This window comes from Actinophytocola sp. (assembly GCF_036378875.1).
Classification (GTDB): domain Bacteria; phylum Actinomycetota; class Actinomycetes; order Mycobacteriales; family Pseudonocardiaceae; genus Actinophytocola.
On the sequence record NZ_DASUVO010000029.1, the window covers coordinates 1 to 19,580 of the forward strand.

14 protein-coding genes are annotated in these 19,580 nt (G+C 67.8%); 6 read left to right on the top strand and 8 right to left on the bottom strand.

Annotation, left to right across the window (positions count from 1 at the left end; translation table 11 throughout):
- Positions 1-201: 201 nt before the first annotated feature.
- Together VF106_RS08285 and VF106_RS50845 are read right to left on the bottom strand one after the other, a co-directional pair.
- Positions 202-750, bottom strand: a complete 549-nt coding sequence (locus VF106_RS08285) for a transposase (RefSeq protein WP_330839006.1) — start codon at positions 748-750, stop codon at positions 202-204.
- A gap of 126 nt (positions 751-876) precedes the next feature.
- Complete coding sequence (locus VF106_RS50845) at positions 877-1,380, bottom strand: helix-turn-helix domain-containing protein (protein ID WP_414638899.1); 504 nt, start codon at positions 1,378-1,380, stop codon at positions 877-879.
- A gap of 83 nt (positions 1,381-1,463) precedes the next feature.
- Between VF106_RS50845 and VF106_RS08290 the strand changes: the two genes are divergently transcribed.
- From VF106_RS08290 to VF106_RS08300, 3 genes are all read left to right on the top strand, one after another.
- On the top strand, positions 1,464-1,787 hold the full coding sequence (locus tag VF106_RS08290) for a hypothetical protein (RefSeq protein ID WP_330839007.1): 324 nt from the start codon (positions 1,464-1,466) through the stop codon (positions 1,785-1,787).
- 2,113 nt (positions 1,788-3,900) lie between these two features.
- Positions 3,901-4,350 (top strand): DUF742 domain-containing protein, encoded by a 450-nt coding sequence (locus tag VF106_RS08295; protein WP_330839008.1) that lies wholly within the window; start codon positions 3,901-3,903, stop codon positions 4,348-4,350.
- 61 nt (positions 4,351-4,411) lie between these two features.
- A complete protein-coding gene (locus VF106_RS08300) occupies positions 4,412-5,296 on the top strand; it encodes a class I SAM-dependent methyltransferase (RefSeq protein WP_330839009.1) in 885 nt (294 codons plus the stop codon).
- Between the two features lie 430 nt (positions 5,297-5,726).
- Here VF106_RS08300 and VF106_RS08305 read toward each other — a convergent pair whose 3' ends face one another.
- The 3 genes from VF106_RS08305 to VF106_RS08315 all read right to left on the bottom strand — a co-directional run bounded on the left by VF106_RS08305 (position 5,727) and on the right by VF106_RS08315 (position 9,102).
- On the bottom strand, positions 5,727-6,608 hold the full coding sequence (locus tag VF106_RS08305) for a hypothetical protein (protein WP_330839010.1): 882 nt from the start codon (positions 6,606-6,608) through the stop codon (positions 5,727-5,729).
- 90 nt (positions 6,609-6,698) lie between these two features.
- Positions 6,699-8,006 (bottom strand): ABC1 kinase family protein, encoded by a 1,308-nt coding sequence (locus VF106_RS08310; RefSeq protein WP_330839032.1) that lies wholly within the window; start codon positions 8,004-8,006, stop codon positions 6,699-6,701.
- A complete protein-coding gene (locus VF106_RS08315; RefSeq protein ID WP_330839011.1) occupies positions 7,996-9,102 on the bottom strand; it encodes a ThiF family adenylyltransferase in 1,107 nt (368 codons plus the stop codon). Before VF106_RS08315 ends, VF106_RS08310 begins: the two co-directional genes overlap by 11 nt.
- A gap of 144 nt (positions 9,103-9,246) precedes the next feature.
- Between VF106_RS08315 and VF106_RS08320 the strand changes: the two genes are divergently transcribed.
- Positions 9,247-9,756 carry a M48 metallopeptidase family protein gene (locus tag VF106_RS08320; RefSeq protein WP_330839033.1) on the top strand — a complete coding sequence of 170 codons (510 nt, stop codon included), beginning with the start codon at positions 9,247-9,249 and terminating at the stop codon, positions 9,754-9,756.
- 833 nt (positions 9,757-10,589) lie between these two features.
- On the opposite strand, the gene VF106_RS08325 is transcribed toward VF106_RS08320, so the two are convergent.
- Positions 10,590-11,912: a zinc-dependent metalloprotease gene (locus tag VF106_RS08325; protein WP_330839012.1), complete on the bottom strand. Its 1,323-nt coding sequence runs from the start codon at positions 11,910-11,912 to the stop codon at positions 10,590-10,592.
- Positions 11,913-11,992: 80 nt separating this feature from the next.
- On the opposite strand from VF106_RS08325, the gene VF106_RS08330 reads away from it, so the two are divergent.
- Complete coding sequence (locus VF106_RS08330) at positions 11,993-13,111, top strand: YlbL family protein (RefSeq protein WP_330839013.1); 1,119 nt, start codon at positions 11,993-11,995, stop codon at positions 13,109-13,111.
- 213 nt (positions 13,112-13,324) lie between these two features.
- Here VF106_RS08330 and VF106_RS08335 read toward each other — a convergent pair whose 3' ends face one another.
- Positions 13,325-13,849, bottom strand: a complete 525-nt coding sequence (locus VF106_RS08335; protein WP_330839014.1) for a PPA1309 family protein — start codon at positions 13,847-13,849, stop codon at positions 13,325-13,327.
- A gap of 134 nt (positions 13,850-13,983) precedes the next feature.
- Here VF106_RS08335 and VF106_RS08340 point away from each other — a divergent pair, with 134 nt between their 5' ends.
- A complete protein-coding gene (locus VF106_RS08340; protein WP_330839015.1) occupies positions 13,984-16,920 on the top strand; it encodes a UPF0182 family protein in 2,937 nt (978 codons plus the stop codon).
- A gap of 299 nt (positions 16,921-17,219) precedes the next feature.
- On the opposite strand, the gene VF106_RS08345 is transcribed toward VF106_RS08340, so the two are convergent.
- Entirely contained in the window at positions 17,220-17,621 is a 402-nt protein-coding gene (locus tag VF106_RS08345; RefSeq protein ID WP_330839016.1) for a histone-like nucleoid-structuring protein Lsr2, read from the bottom strand.
- Positions 17,622-19,580: the final 1,959 nt, after the last annotated feature.

The following is a 19,580-nucleotide window of genomic DNA, read 5'->3' on the forward strand; positions in this document are numbered from 1 at the left end:
TGAGTTTGTCGAACACGATCCGATCCGGGATCCGACGGCGGTGACAGCCCAGCGGATGAGACGGGTCGAACACTGGCCGGGTGGGCAACAGCGCGGCGAACTGGTCCCACAACGGGTTGATAAGCCATGATGGCAGAGCAGCCCGTGCCTGCTCCTCACTCCGGGCCAACCAGCCCCCCAACCTGCGCGGGCTCTAAGTGGTCAGTTTCGGAAGTTCTTCGGGGGGCGGATCATGCAGCTGGTAGGGGCGCAGCGGCGTTGCAGTGTTCGTGTTGGCTGATCCTGTCGAGTAGGTCGTGCAGGTCGTGGCGGGTGAACTTCCAGTCGAAGGGTTTGGCGGTGGCGTTGTAGCGTTTTCTCGAACTCAGCCAGCCGGTGTTCGACCTCGGCCAGTTCGATGAAGTCGTTGGGAGACAAGACTTTGCGTTGTATGACCGAAAAGTAGATCTCCACCTGGTTGACCCAGGACGCGTGGACGGGTGTGTGCACCATGACCGCGTTGGAGAACCGGTGCGTGAGTCGGTCAATCGCGGCCTGGCCGCGGTGGGAGGAACCGTTGTCCACGATCCAGAACACCCGCTTGGCTGAGGCGTAGGGCTCGGTGGCCATGACCTGCTCGGCCAGGGCCATGAACGAGACGATGCCGGTCGAGGGGGCGCAGCGGCCGAACACGCGGGCTTGGTGCACGTCGTAGGCGGCCAGGTAGGCCAACGCGCCGCCTCGTTCGTAGTCGTGGTTGACCCGCATCATCCGCGCCCGACCGGGTGGCAGGCTGGGGTGGCAGCGGCAGCGGGCCTGGATCGACGTTTTCTCACCACTGGAGATCACGTACTCGCCGGGTTCGAGTTGCGGCCGTTCCAGCGACGGTCATACAGGTCAAGCACCCGCTCGGCTTTGATGGCGAAGTCGGGGTCGCGGGGAAACAGCCACGACCGGAACTGCCAGGGCTTGATCGCATCGGAGGCCAGCCATCGGCGCACCGTCGACGCCGAAATCGCCTCGGTGACACCCTGAACAACGGCTTCGTAAGCCAGTTCCGGGCACGACCACCGTGCCAGGGGCGCCCCAAGCGTCGGCTGGGAGTTGGCAGGTCAGCGCCTTGACCTGCGCTACCTGCACCGCACTGAACCGGGACGGTCGCCCGGACCGAGGCCGATCCACCAGCCCGGCAAGACCTTCGGCCGCGAAGCGACCGCGCCAGGTCCGCACGGTGTCCACCGCGACGGCCACTTCTGTGGCGATCCGCGTGTTGGGCCATTCACGCGCGGCCAGCAGCACGATCCGTGCGCGGATCTTGTCCCGATACGGAGTCTTCTGACCTCGGGCTCGGCGGATCAACAGCCGCCGCACCGAGCCAGTCACCCGCACCGCACACGCCATCACACCGGCCACCACCACACCCCGACTTCCATGATCAACCGTCACATGCGGCGCCCACCCTGCCGGTCGGGCAGGATGACGTCATGGCTGCCCCGCCCGAGTCCACCAAGAACTCCCTGCTCTACCGGCTGAACGCGCACGCCCGAAAGAACTGGCCGCAGATCACGGACCTGGACGTGCGCTACCGCGGCCAGTTCGCCTACGTCCAAGCCGAACTCGCCGACGGGACCACCCAGCCGTTGATCCGGTTGCGCTACGGCGGATCAGCCCGCCATTGGGGCTTCGGGCTCTACCTGGCCAGCAGCGACAAATACGAGAACCAGATCCTGCCTTCCGGGCTACCTATCGGCAGCCCGGAAGAAGCCCTCGACCGCGCCTGCGGCCTCGACCTCGACAACCCCGCCTGACCGGCAACCGACCCCCGAAGAACTTCCGATTCCGACCACTAAGGCAAACCCGGCAACATCGCCCGCGCAGCCGCCGCCCGAGGTTCCCGAAAATCCGGTGGAGCCAGAAACAAGATCGTTTCTCGTCGCACGCCACCTGGTTTTCTGGCGTGGAACCTGTCGGAAACATGTTTGTCACCGGAGGGGGTTGCATCAGTCGTAAGGTGTCAGGTTGTTCGAAGCTCAGAGGTTGCTCCGGACGGGGCGGGGGATGGCACGAAACGACAAAGCCCGAGACGCGGCAACCGCCGGTCGACGGCGGGCCAAGAACAAACGAAGCTCCAGCGTCGGTCGCACAGGCGCACGCTTCCCGTCGCCGGACATACTGGAAGAGCCCGACCGCGAAGAAATAGTCGAATCCGACGATGATGTCCTCCCCGGCAACTCGCCGACGGAGGCCCCCGCTGCCGGCCCCGCCTCGAACACCACAAGACCACCCCACTCCCGACGCCCCACCGCGGCTGCGGAACACACCCATGCCGCCGACTGGACGTCGCCCGCCAACCACGCCGCCGGCGGACCATCCGCCACTGATCGCGACTCCGCGCCGGGCACACCTGCGGGCAGCGGCCTGCCCACAGGTCCTGGCTGGGACCCTGGATTTGGTTCGGCCACGGGGCAGCGTTGGGATCCAGGTACAGGTTCGACTTCTGGTTATCACTCCGGACCTGGTTCGACCGCGGATTCCAACTGGCCCCCAGCATCTGGTTCAGATGCCGGCTCTGGCTGGGGCCCAGGATCTGGTTCGGATGCCGGTTCAAGCTGGGGCCCGGATGGCAGCTCTGGCTGGAGTTCTGATGCTGGTTCGGATGCGGGCTCTGGCTGGGGTTCGGATGCCGGCTCTGGTTCTGGTTCTGGTCCGGATATGGGTTCTGGCTGGGATGCGGGTGCCGGTGCGACGTCTGGTTCCGGTTGGGGTTCTGGTGCTGGTTCGGATGCCGGTTCTGGTTCTGGTTCTGGTCCGAATGTGGGTTCTGGCTGGGATGCGGGTGCCGGTCCGGCTTCCGGGTCCGGTTGGGTTCCGGGTTCTGGTTCGGCGGCGGATCCCGGCTGGGGCTCGGGCGCTGGTTCAGATGGCGGCCCTGGTTGGGGTCCGGTAGGGGATTCCGGCTGGGATTCGGGTGATAGTCCGGACGCGGGTTCTGGTTTGTCCGCGGGTCCTGGCTGGGACGCTGGCACCGGTTCGCCTTCTGGCTCTGGTTGGGGCTCTGAGTCTGGTTCGGCTGCGGGTCAGGGTTGGGATCCTGGCGCCGGTTCGGCTTCTGCCGCTGGTTGGGACTCCGGGTCTGGTTCGGCTCCGGGACCTGGTTCACAGCCAGGTGCTGGTCCAGCTCTTCCTCCTGGTTGGGACTTCGATTCTCGTTCCGCTGCGGGTTCTGGTTGGGATTCAGGTGTCGGTTCAGTTCCTGCCCCTGGCTGGGAATCCGGTTCCGATGTGGCTTCTCGACCCGACGCCATCTGGATTCCGCCAGCGGGTTCGGAACCTCCTGCGGGCGCGCCTCCGGCGTTCGGGCAGGCGTCGGCACCCCAGCACGCTGCCGCCGACTGGGCCTCCGCTTCCGACGGGGCATCGACTGCCGGTTGGCCAGCGACCAGCCAGGCAGCCGCCGCTGACTGGGTGCCGGCATCCGGGCAGCCCCCAGTAGCCGACCGGCCTCCAGCTGCCGACTGGCCCGCTGTTGCCGACCGTTCCGCTGTGGCCGGTTGGCCGCCTGCCGCCGACGAGGCGTCTGGCGCCCGACAAGCCCACGCCCCAGACGGGACCTTCGAATCCGGCAGGGGCCCGGGCTCCCATCCCTCGACCCAGGGCGCCGTTTCCTCGACCTGGGACTCCGATTCGTCGACTTCCGGCCGGCCCCCCGCCCCCTCCCCTCCCACCCCCTCCTCCGCCTCCGCTGCTGCCGGTTCATCCTCCGCGTCGTCCGCCGCCGGGGCTGGCGACTCCTCGTCCGAAGCCCGTGCGCGAACCGAGCCCGAGGAGGAGGTCGTCGCTGGGCCCACCGGGGCACGGTTCGGGCCTTACTCCGCGCGTAAGCCCAAGCGTGCCAAGGCCTCTGACACCGGGAGCACCCCCGTGGTCGAGGACCCCTCGGACGCCCGTGCCGAGACCCCACCCGGTGAGCCCACACCCGAGCAGTCGGCCGAACGCACCGTGCAGCTCGTCAGGCCGTGGGCCGGCGCCATGGTCCGCCCGTATGCGCACACCGGTGGGCGCACACGTTCCAGCCACAACCTCGCCATCGAGGCGTTGGTGTCCACCAGCGGGCATCCCAGCGACGCCGTGCTCGACGAGGTGCTCACCACGCATCACCGGCGCACCATCGTCGACCTGTGCCTGCAGCCGCGGTCGGTCGCCGAGATCGCCGCGTTGCTGTCGATGCCACTCGGTGTCGCGCGCGTGCTCCTCGGCGATCTCGCGACCGCCGGCGTGGTCGTCGTCCACCCGACCGCGGGCTCCGTCGGTGACGGCGCCCCCGACATCGCGTTCATGCAGCGCGTGCTCGTCGGACTACGACGCCTCTGAGGCCAGGCAGGCCCGGTTTTATCGGACGCGGCCGCGCCGCCGCACCGATAACGTCGCCTCCATGGCGCACACGCACGACAACATCGACTGGTCAACACGACTCGCCTCGCTGCGACGGGCCGATGATCTCGACGCCGAGAACGACCGCCAGGTCGCCGACCGGCTCGTCGGCCTTCTCCGCCCGAACACCGAACCGGTGATCGTCGACGTCGGGTCGGGTGGAGGTGGCATGAGTGCCGCGTTCGCCGGTGCGCTCGCCGCGCGCGGTGGCGGTGGGCGAGTCGTGCTCAGCGACGCGGTCGACGAGCTGCTCGACGCCGCGACGGCTCACGTTCGCGACGTGGCGGCCGGTACGCCGGTCGTCGTCGAAGCCGTCCAGGCGGACGCGTCCAGCGACCAGTTGGCGAACCAGCTGCCTTCGGCTGACCTGGTGTGGGCCTCACGCGTTGTGCATCACCTCCCTGACCAGCAGCGGGCCATCGACGGGTTGGCGCGGGTGCTCGCGCCAGGCGGATGGCTGGCGCTGGGTGAAGGCGGGCTCGCCACGAAGTGCCTGCCGTGGGACCTGGGCATCGGTGAGCCAGGGCTCGCCAACCGGTTGACCGCGGCACGCGACAGCTGGTTCGTCCGTATGCGTGCGGAGATGTCTGGCGTGACATCGCTGCCCATCGGCTGGAACAAGGCCCTCGAGGCGGCCGGATTGAGCGAGGTGTTCTCGTTCAGCTACGTCATCGACCATCCCGCACCCGCGTCCGACGCGGTTCGACAGTCCGTTGTGGACTGGCTCGCCTGGATGTACGGCGTGGGAGAGGACCAGCTCTCGGACAGTGACAAGGCGACGGTGGCACGCCTGCTCGACCCGGCGGACTCGGCATATCTCGGTGCGCGGGACGACATTTTCATCCTCGGCGCTTCGACTGTCTATCTTGGACAGATGCCGAGTTGACGTAAGCTTGCCCGCCATGGTCGACGAGCCCGACCCGGCGCCCGTGTCATGCGCACGTTGCGGCCGGTCCCGTGCCGAGGCACCACCTGAGGAAGCACTCGCGTGGGCGATGACCCACGACGAGAATGGCCGCAGCTGGCTGTGTCCGGCGTGCGCACGTGTGCACGCACGTGACATCGAGGGGAAGCTGCCCGATGCGTACTGGTGAGATTTGGTGCTGAGCTGAATCATTTCTTTCCTCCTGAGGCGGGATGACGTGGCGGACGGCGGCCGGGCCGGCGCATCGGCCCGGCCGCCCGGGGAGTTGACGCGAACCCAGGTGTGTTCCCGCCGGGGAGCGCCGCTGTCGCGGTGATTCGGGCCTGGGTTGCCGAACCATGACGAGTGCTCAGCCGACTCGGGCTGCATCGGTCGAGTCGACTGACCGGCCCTAGCTGGCTCGGCGTTGTGGGCGGGCTGCCGCTCTCGCGAAAGCCGCCACCAACTCGTCCGCCACCGCGGTCGGGGACGAGCGCAGTCGTTGCGGGTCCGTGCGGATGAGAGTCACTCCCGCCGCCGCCCACGCCCGGGGATCGTGGTGGCGCGTCTGCGTGCCCACGTCCCACGCCAACGACACCTCCGGCCACCACGCGTCCGGGATACCCAAAAGCATCCCGGTCTGGTCGTGGATCGGTTCGTGCCAGTGCGGCGGTGGCAGCGAGGTCGTGTGCAGCGCTCGTTTCGCCAGGGTGACCGCTACCGGGACCACGTTGTCGTCAGTGGCCAGGTCGTCCGACAGCAACTCGCGGACCGCCGCCGAGCCGCGCTGGCTACCCGCGTTCAGCTCCGCGCGCAGAGCGGCCACAGTGCATGGGCCGATCGCCGAGACCAGCAGCGCACGCAGTTGTTCCTGGTTCGGCGCACGTCTGGCCGCGTCCAGCGTGGCACGCGCCAGCGACGCGTACGGCAGACCAGCCAGGTTCACCGGGGTCGGCGGTCTGACCGTCCTTTCGACCGTCACGTACGAGGTGCTCGCCACCCGGCGCCTGGCGGGCACCAGTACCAGCACCTCCGACGGTGCCGCCACGTCGACACCGTGCGCGCGCATCGCGTCGATGCCGGAGATCACCGCCTCCGGTCCACCGTAGGCGACCGCTGCTCGTAACCGCTGCCGACGCGTGGGGTGGAAGGGGCTCATCAGGACCACTCCCCGCAGGATTCGCTGCCACGGGCCGGACGGCCGGCACCGTAGGGCGATCGCATGGCTGGAGATGCCGCGCGCCCGCAGTTCGGCCGTAGTGATCACGTTGTCGGGAGGGGTGAGGTCGTGCATGACTGGGTCGTCGGCGGGTGGGGGCGGGAGCTGAAGGGGGGAGGGGAGGGAGGGCGAGCGAATGGGACTTTCGTGCAGTCGAGCCCTACGTCAGGCCGCGAAACCCGGCTGCCAACGAGTGATCAGTTCCCGCACCGGCAGCTCGGCGTCCAGCTGGCAGAGGATCCCGGTCGACCCGCCGAGCACCCGGTGCAACAGCAGGTACTGCGGTGGCAGGTTCAACGACCGGCCGGTGCGGAAGTCCTGGCCACGCATGTTGCTCACCCGCGTGGCCTGCTTCTGCATCCACCGCCGCGTGAAGTGGAACGTCTCCGACTTCAACGGCTCGACGAACGGCGCCAGGTACGCGTACACGTGCTCGGCCTCGGGTTGCTGCCGCGCGTCCGCCCGGATGAAATGCTCCTCCCGCAGCAGGTCGAGAAGCTCACACGACCGGCCCTCCAGCGCCAGCCGCATCATGCGGCCGTGTGCGGGCGGCAGGCCGTCCGGCAGCTGCGCCACCGCCCCGAAGTCGATCACACACAGCCGGCCGTCCTCGGTCAGCATGAAGTTGCCGGGATGCGGGTCGGAGTGCAGCAACCCGACCCGTGCTGGTGACGAATAGTGGAACTCGGCGAGCCGAAGCCCGGCGAGGTCACGCTCCGCGCGGTCCCCCTCGCGGATGATCGTCGACAGCGGCCGACCTTCCACCCACTCGCTGACCAGCACTTTTGGGGCACTCGCCACCACCTTCGGCACCAGCACGTGCGGGTCGCCGTGGAACGCCTTCGCGAACGCGCGCTGGTGCTGGGCCTCCGACCGGTAGTCGAGCTCCTCGCTCATCCGGTCGGACAGTTCCTGGAGCAGTGGCTTGACCTCGGTGCCCGGCACCACCGCCTGGAACAATCTGCTGAAGCGTTGCAACTGCCGCAGATCGGACAGCAGTGCCTGGTCGGCACCCGGATACTGGACCTTGACGGCCACCCTGCGGCCGTCGTGCCACACCGCCTCGTGCACCTGGCCGATGCTCGCGGCCGCCGCCGGCGTGTCCTCGAACGAGGAGAACCGTTCCTCCCACCTGCGACCAAGCTGCTCGGCGAGCACTCGCCGGGTGGTCTGGCTGCTCATCGGCGGCGCCGCCGACTGGAGCTTGGTCAGGGCCTCCCGGTACGGCTCGGCCATGTCGTCGGGTATCGCCGCCTCGAACACCGACAGCGCCTGGCCGAACTTCATCGCGCCGCCCTTGAGGGTGCCGAGCACGGCGAACAGCTGCTCCGCGGTCTTGGCCGACAGCTCGGCGCTCACCTGCTCGGCGTTCTGCCCGACCAGGCGTTTCCCCCAGCCGCCGACCGCTCGGCCGGCCACTCCGAGGGGGATGCTGGCGAGCCGCGCGGTGCGTGCCGTCGTCTTACGAGGCATCTCCGTCACGATCCAATTGTCTCAACTCCGTGGCGGTGTCCGCAGCAACTTTGGCGCAGTGCTCGTGATCAACGTATTGCCTCGAGGCTGCCCCACACGTGCACTCCTCGTGCGCTGACCAGCCACGATGCCGTGTGGTCGCGGTCCTCGGATCCAGTTCGACGCTCATGTCACATGTGGCCGGTCGCTGTGATCCACCACGCAGCCACGCGACCGCCTCGAGTACCTGCACCATGGCGAACGCGGCGGTCGCGTGGGTGGCGGCGAGGTCGGTGAGTTGCGTCTGCCCCGCGAGTTGGGCGGCGAGCTGCGGCCAACACTCGTCACGATCGCAACGGTGCAGGTCGGCGCATCGGAGGCAGCTTGTGAGACCGGGTACGACGAGAGGCCCGACGATGCCGAAGGTGTCCCGCGTGCGCACCAGCAGGTGCGGCACGGCCGCCGCGGTCAACATGTCGATCACCTCCGGCCTCGGTACGAGCGCGTCCGTGAGCACCACCAGGTCAGGGGCGTGCATCGCGTCGAACAGCGCGGTGCGGACGGTCGGGTCGACCCTCCGCACCGCCCGTCGGGCGGCCACCAGGCGCGGCATGCCCACGTCGTCGAGGAGGTAGCCGGTGCCGGTGTCCTCCGGCTGGACCGTGCCCGTCGCGGACACGTGCACCCAGCCGACGCCGGCTCCCGCGAGCAGGCAGGCGACCGTCACCGCGAGCCGGCCGTCGCCATGCACGGAGACCCGCAGGCCGGTTCGCTCGATCGGGTGATTCTCGGTGTGAAGCGTCTGGACCTCGGCAGCCGACGCCTCACCGGCGAGACGGGCCGGTGAGCTGCTCCAGTCGTCGAGAAAGCCCTGGTCAAACAGGATTTCCAGGAGTTCGGTGAACGTTGTCTGATCATCCGGGGTCAAGCCGTCCATGAGCTCGGCGGTCGTCCGGTCGCCGGTGAGCCGCTGGGCGGCCGCGATCACGGTGTCGGGCAGCCCGCCCACCACCTTCGCGTGCCGCGGATCGAGCCCTATCTGCAGCTCTCCGCGCTGCCGCCGGAGCACCGGGAGACCGCCGACCACACGCGGCCGAGTGGGTAGTTGTTTCGCCATGTGGACAGGTTCGGCGACGAGCGGCCGGCGACGAAATCGTTATCCACAGGCTTGCCCAGGTACCCAAGGCTCTGCCCGGGAAGGCACTCCGAATTGTCGGTGGGGAGTCGTAACGTGGCAGCCGTGGCCGAATCAAGAGTCGAGGTGCGACGCAGCAAGCGCCGCACGCGCACCGTGACCGCGTATCGCGATGGCGACACGCTGGTCGTGTTGATCCCTGCCCGGCTGTCAAAGGCCGAGGAGGCACACTGGGTCGCCGAGATGCAGCGGAAGCTGCTGAAGGGCGAGCCTCGCAAGTTGCCGTCGGCGAAGCCGTCGGACGAAGCGCTGTTACGTCGTTGTGCTGAGCTGTCGGCCAAGCATCTGCGGGGGCGGGCGGTACCGGCGAGTGTGCGGTGGGTGCCGCCCATGCGTACGCGGTGGGCGTCCTGCACTCCTGCGGACGCAACCATTCGAGTCAGTGAGCATCTGAGGTCCGTGCCCACATGGGTGCTGGACTACGTGCTCGTGCACGAGCTGGCGCATCTGCTCGTGCCCGCGCACAACGCGAAGTTCTGGGAGCTCGTGCGGGCGTACCCACGCACCGACCGGGCGATCGGCTACCTGGAGGGACTGTCGGCGGCGGCTGGGCTGGGGATGGTGACTGAGGACTGAGGGGGATATGCCGGAATGGGCCGGAGGGTGGGGGCGGGGTATGGCCGAGTCGGGATCGCTGGGCTGTTCGGTGGGCGGGCCGGGTGGTTGGTGAGCCGGATGGTGGCCAAGCGGGATCGGACGGTGTCGGTCTGATGGCCTTGGTCGGCCTGGGCGTGAGCCACGCGCGCCACGGGCCGACCGAGGTCGAGGCTGGCAGTACAGGCACAGGCAGGAGGTGATTGGCAGGGCCGGGGATCGGCTGGCGTCGAGGCTTGCCGGGGGACAGACAGGGCTGGCTTGGCGGACGAGCCCACCCTGGGTGACGTCCATCGTGGGTGACTGCGGCGGGCAGGACACGGTCGGGGCTGGCCGTGGCCAGGGCTGACTTGGCGAGCGGGTCGACGTTGAGGTTGCCGCAGACGGCGCTGAGGGTAGGGCTGGCTGAGTGCACGGCAGGGTGATACCTGTCGCGGCCTGGACGGCGAGATCGTTGCGACCTCGTGCGGCTGGTCACGGCTCGCTTGACGGGCGGGCCGACATCGAGCCTGGCGGGCGGGCGAGGTCAGGCCAACGGCTGGTTTGCGGTCGGCACACGTGGGCAGATGGTTTCGCCCATGAGGTCGGCACGCGGACCGGTGCTTCCCGCCTTGGAGGCCAAGGCGGGGTCCTGCTCAGGTCCGTTGCGATCGGCAGGGGAATTCCGCCCGCGTGCGGGAGATGGCCAAGGTGAGCGATCCGTGCGTGCTCGCCGGCGTGAACCTGCGGTGCGTCGGTAGGTGCTCGGTGAGCTTCCCGGAGGGGCCCTCACAGGCGGCCGTGAGTGGCCGTCAAGGACCCCTTTCAGGGTGTCGTCAGTCGAGCTTGTCGCTGTCCTCGGTGGGACCTTCGTCGCGCTTGGCCTGTGCCTCGCGTTCCAGCGCCGCGATCGGGTCGTCCTCGATCGCCGGCTTCTGGCCGACGCGGTCCGCGAAGTCCATCGGCTCGTCCAGGTCCTCGCCCGTCGGGACGAGGTCCGGGTGTGCCCAGATGCCGTCGCGAGCCTTCAGGCCGTGGCGGTCGCCGACCAGGCGCCACAGAGCCGCTGCCGCGCGCAGTCGCCTCGGGCGGAGTTCCAGGCCAACCAGCGTCGCGAACGTCTGCTCGGCCGGGCCGCCGCTGGCGCGCCTGCGGCGCAGCGTCTCGCGCAGCGCGTCGGCGCCCGGGAGGCGGTCGGTCACGGCGTCGCCGACGACCACGTCCACCCAGCCCTCCACCAGAGCCAACAGGGTTTCGAGCCGGGTCAGCGCCGCCTTCTGCTCCGGCGTGGTCTGCGGCTCGAGCATTCCCGAGCGCATGGCCTCCTCGATCGACTGCGGGTTCGCCGGGTCGATCCGGGTGGCCAGCTGCTCGAGCGCCGAGGTGTCCACCCGGATACCGCTCGCGAACTCCTCCACCGTGGCGAGGAGGCGCTGCCGCAGCCACGGCACGTGCGTGAACAGGCGCTGGTGCGCGGCCTCGCGGGCGGCGAAGAAGACCATCACCTCGCTGTTCGGGCGCTCCAGCCCCTTCGTGAACTCCTCGATGTTCGCGCCGAGCAGAGCGGCCGTCCCGGGCGGGCCGAGCGGGAGGCCGATGTCGGTCGAGGTCAGTACCTCCGACGCCAGCTGAGCCAGCGCGTTACCCAGCTGCGATCCGAAGGCCATGCCACCCATCTGGCCCACCATCGACAGCAACGGCCCGGCGGCCTGCTTCGCCTCCGCCGGCAACGCGTCCACCCACGCGCCCGACACGCGGCGGGCGACCGGGTCACACAGCCGCTGCCACGTCGGCAAGGTGTGTTCCACCCAGTCACGCGCGGTCCACGACTTCGCCGACGTCGCACCGGCCGGCAGGATCGTCGCCGGATCCAGCCACATCTCCGCGAGGTGCACCGCGTCGGTCACCGCGCTCTGGTACTCCGTCGACGTCGAGAAGCCGACGTCGCCGGACGTCAGACGCTGCATGGCGATCTGTTTCGCCAAGTCGTAGTTCACCGGCCCGGTCGAGCTGCCGGCCTGGCTGAGCATCTGCCCGAGCTGGCTGAGCATCTGGCCGAGCTGATTGAACGCCTCCGCAGGGTTCTCCCCGCCGGAGGGCTCCTTCTTGCCACGGTCGTCCGGGTTCGGCGGCCCGAAGCCAAACGGAAACTCGGTCATAGGTCCACGGTACGCGGGTACGCCGCGCCAGTAACGCGCGGTGATTCGCTCGTTGAGAACAGGCCGTACCCTGTCAACCCGTGAGTGACTCTCCGCGCGCCCAGGTCGAGGCTCCTCGGACAATCGGTTACGAACCGGGCACGGACAGCCCGCGCGGCATGACGCGTCGCGGTTGGACCATGGTGACCAGCTTCGTGATCGTGGCCGCGCTCGCACTGATCGGCGGGTTCGTGAAGGTCCCGTACGTCTCCATCGGTCCCGGCCCGACCTACAACACGCTCGGTAGCGTCAACGGGCAGGTCGTCGTCGAGGTCAACGGCACCAAGACCTATGCGACGAGCGGGCAGCTGCGGATGACCACCGTGTCGATCAACGACGACGTCACGCTGTTCGACGCGCTCGGCAAGTGGGTCAGCGGCCGCTACGCGCTCGCGCCGCGTGACGAGTACTTCAGGCCCGGCCAGACGCAGGAGGACCTGGAGCGCGAGAACACGAAGATGTTCCAGGACTCGCAGAGCGCCGCCGAGACCGCAGCCCTGCGACTGCTCGACAAGCCCGTGAAGGTCATCGCGCAGGAGATCACTCGCGGAGCGCCGGCCGACAACGTGATCCAGCCGGGTGACCGGCTGTGGGAGGTCAACGGCCAGCCGATCAACACGCAGGAGTCGTTGCGCAATGCACTGAAGGGCACGACGCCGGGTCAGACCGTGAAGATCACGTTCCAGCACGAGGACGAGCCGAAGAAGACGGTCGACATCAAGCTCGGCAAGGCGAGCGACTTCGACAAGGGGGACACGCGCGCGGAGGGCTACCTCGGGGTGACCTCGGCCGAACGTGCCGCGGTGGACTTCGAGATCAACATCCACCTCGAGGACGTCGGCGGGCCGTCCGCCGGCCTGATCTTCGCGCTGGCGATCGTCGACACACTGACCCCCGGTGCGATGGAGGACGGCCGCACGGTCGCCGGCACCGGCGCCATCGACGCACAGGGCAACGTCCAGTCGATCGGCGGCATCCCGTTCAAGTTGATCGCGGCGAAGGAGGACGGCGCCACCGCGTTCCTGGTGCCCGCCGACAACTGCGCGGAGGCCAAGTCGAACGCGCCGGACGACATGGAGCTGGTGAAGGTCGAGACCCTCGCCGGCGCGGTCGACGCACTGAAGGACCTCGACGCGGGCCGCACTCCGCCGCACTGCTGACGAGTTGTCCACAGCCCACCCAGTTGTCCACAGGCAAGATCGACTTGAGCCCGATTGTCACCCCCTACCGGTAGACTGGCACGGCGGGACGCCCCCGGGATCGGGTGGGGGTTGGGCAACGCGCGCGCGAGATTTCGGGCCTCTCCCTAGCCGTTCATGTGGCCGGCCGGCTGGTTCTCGATCGACGTCGGGTTCGTCCTGCTCCGGACCTGTTCAGTGCAGCGTGGCGAGTAGGGCCGTCGTGAGGTTCGGGGCCAGTTCCGGGTGTTCGACGACCTCGTCCTCGCCGTTCGTGCCGCGGATGCGGAGGACGCATGCCGCCGTGCCGTCGCGCAGGACCGCCGCGACCAGGCGTGCCTCGCGTCGTTGGGGGTGTTCCGCGGCGATGCGGCGGAGCACGTCCGCGTCGCCGGTCGTCTCGCCGTCCGGCAGGGTGTCCTCCGCGTCCGGGGGCAGCACCACGATCTCCTGTGCGATCGCGCACCCCTGCACCGCCTCCGGCCACATGATGCCGGCCAGCGCGTCGGCGAGGTCCTCGTTCGGTAGCGCCTCCTGGGCCACCGGGGTCAGCAGGGCGCCCGCGTCGACCTGGGCAGCCAGATCGGGCTGGGCCTCGACCAGGTCAGCGGTCGGGACCAGGGCGAACAGCTGCGGAGGTTGGTCCCACCCGGCCGTGGACACGAAGTCCTCGACCTCTCGGGCGACGGCGGACAGATGCTGGGCATGGCTCGCGGACATGCCTGCCATCCTCACCTATTCTCGCGTTCGGCTATTTCGACCTACCCGAACGGGAACCTGACAGGCTCGGAATACAGTTGGACATCTAGGACAGCTGTCCAGCGAAGAACACTGGTCAACACAGGGAGTACACCGTGGCCACCAGGCCCCCGATCGGTATGCCGAAGCTATCCCGACGCGCGAAGGTCCTACTCAGCATCGCCGGTGTGCTCATCCTGGTGCTGATCGTCGGCGCCCGGCTGCTCGACACCTACGTCGACTGGCTGTGGTTCGGCGAGGTCGGCTTCCGGTCGGTGTTCACCACCATCTTCTTCACGAGAACCATCCTGTTCTTCGCGATCGCGCTGTTGGTCGGCGGACTACTGGCGGTCAGCCTGGCCATCGCCTACCGGTCGCGGCCGGTGTTCGTCCCCGTCTCCGGGGCCGACGACCCCCTCGCGCGATACCGGTCGACCATCGTCCAGCGGGTACGGCTGTTCGGCATCGGCGTCCCCGTGGTCGTCGGCGCCATCGCCGGCGCGACCGGCCAGGGGGACTGGCAGCCCGTGCAGCTGTGGATGAACGCGACGCCGTTCGGCGAGACGGACCCCGAGTTCGGCAAGGACATCGGCTTCTACGCGTTCACGCTGCCGTTCATCACCTGGCTGATCACCTGGCTGTTCGTCGCGATCGCGATCGCCGGTATCGGCGCGATGATCACCCACTACATCTTCGGTGGCATCCGCCTCGGCGTTAAGGGCGACAACTTCTCGGTGCCGGCACGCGTGCAGCTGTCGGTCACCGCGGGCCTGTTCGTCGTCATCCTCGCCGTCGACTACTTCTTCGAGCGCTACGAACTGCTGTTCTCCACGCGCAACGCCCTGTTCGACGGCGCCACCTACACCGACCTGAACGCGGTGCTGCCGGCCAAGCTGATCCTCATGTTCATCGCGGGCTTCTGCGCGGTGGCGTTCTTCGTCGGCGCGTTCGTGCGCAACCTGCAACTGCCGGCCATCGCGATCGTGCTGCTGATCCTGTCGAGCATCCTCGTCGGGTGGGCGTGGCCGACCGTGCTGCAGCAGTTCTCCGTCAAGCCGAACGAGGCGGAGAAGGAGTCCCTGTCGATCGAGCGGAACATCGAGGCCACCAAGGACGCGTTCGGCCTCGGCGACGACAAGGTCAAGCTGGAGGACTACTCGGGCAACGCGACCGTCGACGAGGCGACGAAGACCAAGATCCTCGAGGCGGTGGACGACCCGACGAAGGACCCCACCGTCGGGAACATCCGTCTGCTCGACCCAAGCATCCTGTCCCGGACCTTCACCCAGCGCGAGGGCGGTGAGAACTTCTACGGCTTCCCGACCAAGCTCGACATCGACCGCTACCAGGTCGACGGCAAGGTCCAGGACTACATCGTCGCGGCACGTGAGCTCGACCCGTCCCGGCTGGTCAACAACCAGACGTCGTGGATCAACAAGCACCTCGTCTACACCCACGGCAACGGGTTCGTCGCGGCGCCCGCCAACGAGATCAACCGCGCCTTCACCGAGGAGTCCGGCGGCAGCGGCGAGGGCGGCTACCCCAACTTCACCGTCAGCGACCTCGAGGCGCTCGAGGACGGCGCGCAGATGGACATCCCGGTCACCGAACCGCGGATCTACTACGGCGAGCTCGCCTCGGACTACGCCATCGTCAACGCCCGCGGCGAGTACGACACCTCGTCCAACCAGGCGTACCGCTACAAGGGCAAGGGCGGTGTCCCGGTCGGCAGCTGGTTCAACCGGCTCGTCTTCTTCGCCCACTACGGCGAGCGGAACATCCTGTTCAGCAGCGACATCAACGACAACTCGAAGATCATGTACGACCGTGATCCGCGCACCCGCGTCACCAAGGTCGCGCCATGGCTGACCGTCGACGGTGACCCGTACCCGGCGGTGGTCAACAAGCGCGTCGTGTGGATCGTCGACGGCTACACCACGCTCGAGAACTACCCGTACGCCCAGCGGACCCCGCTCGGCGAGGTCACCACCGACACGCTCACCGGTGTCGCACGCCAGGACAACCGGGACATCAGCTACATCCGCAACTCGGTCAAGGCGACCGTCGACGCGTTCGACGGCACCGTGACGCTGTACGCGATGGACGAGAAGGACCCGGTGCTGAAGGCCTGGGAGAGCGTCTTCCCCAACACGGTGAAGCACGGCGAGATCCCGTCGGCCCTGCGTGAGCACTTCCGGTACCCGGAGGACCTGTTCAAGGTGCAGCGCGACCTGCTCGCGCAGTACCACGTCTCCAACGCCGGCCAGTTCTTCTCAACGCAGACGTTCTGGGACGTGCCGCCGGATCCGGCTCGCGGCAACAACAACGATGGCGGGTCTGTCGCGAACCAGCCGCCTTATTACGTGCTGGCGGAGGCACCAGGCCAGTCACAACCGACGTTCCAGCTCACCAGCGCGATGACGTTGCTGAACACGAACTTCCTGGCGGCATGGGTATCCGTGTCGTCCGATCCGAGTGACTATGGGCAGTTCAGAGTCCTGCGACTACCGTCCGGCGAACAGGCGAAGGGCCCGGTCCAGGTCCAGAACGAATTCGAGACCACTGACCAGGTGACCGAGAACCGGACGCTGTTCAACAACCCGAACGTCAACGTCAGATATGGCAACCTGCTGACGTTGCCGGTCGCCGGCGGCCTGATGTATGTGGAACCCATCTACATCGAACAGAGGGACGAGAACGCGTTCCCGCAGCTCGCCAGAGTCCTCGTGTACTTCGGCGGCCGGGTCGGCTTCTCGTCGACGCTGCAGGGTGCGTTGAACCAGGCGTTCGACCAAGTCGACACGAGCACCCCCACCCCGCCGGAGACCGAGGAACCGACCACGAGCACATCGCCACCGCCAACCCCGAGCACGCCACCGCCGGCGAGCAACGGCGAAAACCCGGCGCTGGACCAGGCCGTGGCGGACATGGGCAAGGCGCTGTCCGATCTGAAGACGGCTCAGCAGTCCGGTGACTTCGCCGCTCAGGGCCAGGCACTCGCGGCACTGCAGCGGGCCATCCAGGCCTACGAGAGCGCGAAGGCAGGCGGCTGAGGTACTGACCGAAAAGCGCGGTCTTCCTGGACTTCTCCGGGAAGACCGCGCTTTTCGTTGTACGGGTGGGCTGGCAATGCAGATTTTGCTGAATGCAACTTTCAGGAGAGTTGGAAAAGCACGGTCCCCCTTGTCGGGGTGACCGTGCTTGTCGGTGTGACGACGTCGGATGCCATCAAGACGGTGGCGGGAGAGCCCATTATCCACTGTGGACGATCGACCACAGCGACATCGCGACGCCGAACGTCAGCTCGGCGGCCTGATGAGCGCGGCTCCCAGCGTCCGCGCCCGCCAGCCGTTCAGCTCTTCTTCGCGCGAGTCCGCCGCTTCGGGGCCGCCTTGACAGCTACCTTCGGCTGGGCCTGGGCCTCCTTGTACGCCTCGACGACGTGCGAAGGAATACGGCCACGGCCAGCAAGCTCGTACCCGTTGTCCAGCGCCCACTCCCGGATCTGCCCGGCCTCCCCGGCGTTTGCCGACTTACCGGACTGGGCCGGACGGACGCCGCGCTTGATCCGACCGCCGGTACGCCGCGCCGAATCGACGAACTCCTGGAGGCTCTCCCGCAGCCGCTCAGCGTTGTCGTCCGAGAGGTCGATCTCGTAGCTGACGCCGTCCAGACCGAACAGGACAGTGGAAACGTCCTGTGAGCTGGTGCCGTCCAGGTCGTCGACGAGCTGGACCAATACCTTCTGTGCCATCTGGCTGCTCTCCCTAGGATGCCGTTGCACACGACATACGTGCACACCCGTTGGTTTGTGACGGCACACTAGCAAATAACTACGCCAAGCCCGAAACGACCGTGGACGACCGGTGTTCCGACTGTCCGAACGCGACTCCGGCAACGTGAGCAGGCTCCACGTTTGATTTCCGGCGTTTGCAAGCCCTCTTACCGCTTTCATTTCAATTAGCCGACAGTCCACAACAGATCAACATGTGACGAAGCGCACCCAAACATCACAGCCCTGCGGAGCAACCCACCGAACGACGATTTGCCTGGTCGTCGAGCTGTCGACGCGGTCGAGAAGTGCAGATGGAGGGCGGCTGTCGGATGGAGGACGTTCCGAGAGTAGACGCACAGGTGGCCCGGAGACGAATGAGTCGAGACGCGGACAGAAGACGCGGATAACTGGGAACGAGGATGAGTCAGGGAGTGGACAGGCCACGGTGAGGAGCGGGCAAATCAGTCAGCTGGCCTGAGAAGCCGGCGGCGAGACGAGCGAGCGAGGAGATGACCCGAGAGGCGAAGGGGCGCGCGGGGCGGAGCAAGTGAGAGCGGGGATGAGTGGGGAGCCGACGGCTCGGATGCGTCAGCCGGGGATGGATTGATAGGCGGCACTGAAAGGCGGATGACGTTGAGAGGGCGGCGGCCCGTGAGTCGGCTGCGAGGCCAACGGCTGATCGAAGCGGAAAATTGGGAATGTGAATGGCTCAGGCAAGCGAGCTGCTCGGCGCGAGAAGTAGACGGACAGGAAACGAACAGGGAAGCAGGTGCGCGCCGAAGCGAATGAGGGAAGCGGAGCCAAGCCCAGGGCCACCTCAGCACGCAGACAACCGAACGAAGGCGAAGAGACGCCCGCAGAGCCTCCATGAGCGTCTGAAGACGCCCAACCAAGCCAAGCCCCCTGAGACGAACTCGGAGGGCCACGCGGCGACGTGAGCGGCGGGGAGACGCCACGCAAAAGGTCGCGGAGAGAAAGGTGCCGACCGGGAAGGCAGTCGGGCAGGCCGCCGATAGGGGAGGCGCGCCACCCAAAAGAGGTGGAGAGGAAGAAGGTCGACAGGGGCAGGGAGGTGCGGCGCCGACAGCGAAGGCGGAGAGGAGCCGATAAGAGGAGGCCGCGAGGCGGGCCACCGATATGGGAGGTGTGAGAGACGCGCAGCTCATGAGGGAGGCGAAGGTGCAGGCTGCCCGATTAGAGAGATGGGAAGGGGGCGCGGCGGATGTGGAGGCGGGAAGGCGCGCCGCCCAAAAGGCGGCGGAGAGGAAGAGCGCCGATAAGAGGACGGGGAGGTGCGCTGCTGTTGGTAGAGGCGGGGGAGACGCGGAACTCATGAGGGGTCGCAGGTGGAGCTGCCATAGGGGAACTGGAGAGATGCATTGCCGATAGCGGAGGCGGAGATGGGCCCGCCGAGCAGAGAGGCAGAGTCCAGACAAGAGAGGAGACGACGCCGAAAGGCTGTCAGAGCGCCGACAAAAGGGGAGGCAGCGAGGCGGATCGCCCACAAGAGAGGCGGCAGCGAACCGCGGAAGGCCTCCTGTGAGGTAGGCCGCCGATGGAAGCGGCGACGGGCGAAGAAAGGCGGCCAGTGAGGCGTCGCCGACAAGGGGGAGCGACAGCGAACCGCGGAACGCTGACAGTGAGCAGGCTGCCGATGGAAGCGGGGATGAACCGCAGAAAAGGCGGCCAGCGGGGCTGGCATCGACAAGAAGGTGGGCAGCGAACCGCGGAAGGCTTCCTGTGAGGTAGGCCGATGGAAGCGGCGGCGAGCCGCCGAAACGCTGCCAGTGGGGCAGCCATCGACAAGGGAGGTGGCAGCGAACTGCGGAAAGGCATCCTGTGAGTTAGGCCGTTGATAGAAGCGGCGGCGGGTGCAGAAAGGCGGCCAGTGAGGCGTCGCCGACAAGGGGGAGCGGCAGCGAACTGCGGAACGCTGGC

Coding starts and splice junctions, on each gene's coding strand:
- VF106_RS08285 (WP_330839006.1), bottom strand. CDS start 750: ATGATGCGGGTCAACCACGACTACGAACGAGGCGGCGCGTTGGCCTAC.
- VF106_RS50845 (WP_414638899.1), bottom strand. CDS start 1,380: ATGGCGTGTGCGGTGCGGGTGACTGGCTCGGTGCGGCGGCTGTTGATC.
- VF106_RS08290 (WP_330839007.1), top strand. CDS start 1,464: ATGGCTGCCCCGCCCGAGTCCACCAAGAACTCCCTGCTCTACCGGCTG.
- VF106_RS08300 (WP_330839009.1), top strand. CDS start 4,412: ATGGCGCACACGCACGACAACATCGACTGGTCAACACGACTCGCCTCG.
- VF106_RS08305 (WP_330839010.1), bottom strand. CDS start 6,608: ATGCACGACCTCACCCCTCCCGACAACGTGATCACTACGGCCGAACTG.
- VF106_RS08310 (WP_330839032.1), bottom strand. CDS start 8,006: ATGCCTCGTAAGACGACGGCACGCACCGCGCGGCTCGCCAGCATCCCC.
- VF106_RS08315 (WP_330839011.1), bottom strand. CDS start 9,102: ATGGCGAAACAACTACCCACTCGGCCGCGTGTGGTCGGCGGTCTCCCG.
- VF106_RS08325 (WP_330839012.1), bottom strand. CDS start 11,912: ATGACCGAGTTTCCGTTTGGCTTCGGGCCGCCGAACCCGGACGACCGT.
- VF106_RS08335 (WP_330839014.1), bottom strand. CDS start 13,849: ATGTCCGCGAGCCATGCCCAGCATCTGTCCGCCGTCGCCCGAGAGGTC.
- VF106_RS08345 (WP_330839016.1), bottom strand. CDS start 17,621: ATGGCACAGAAGGTATTGGTCCAGCTCGTCGACGACCTGGACGGCACC.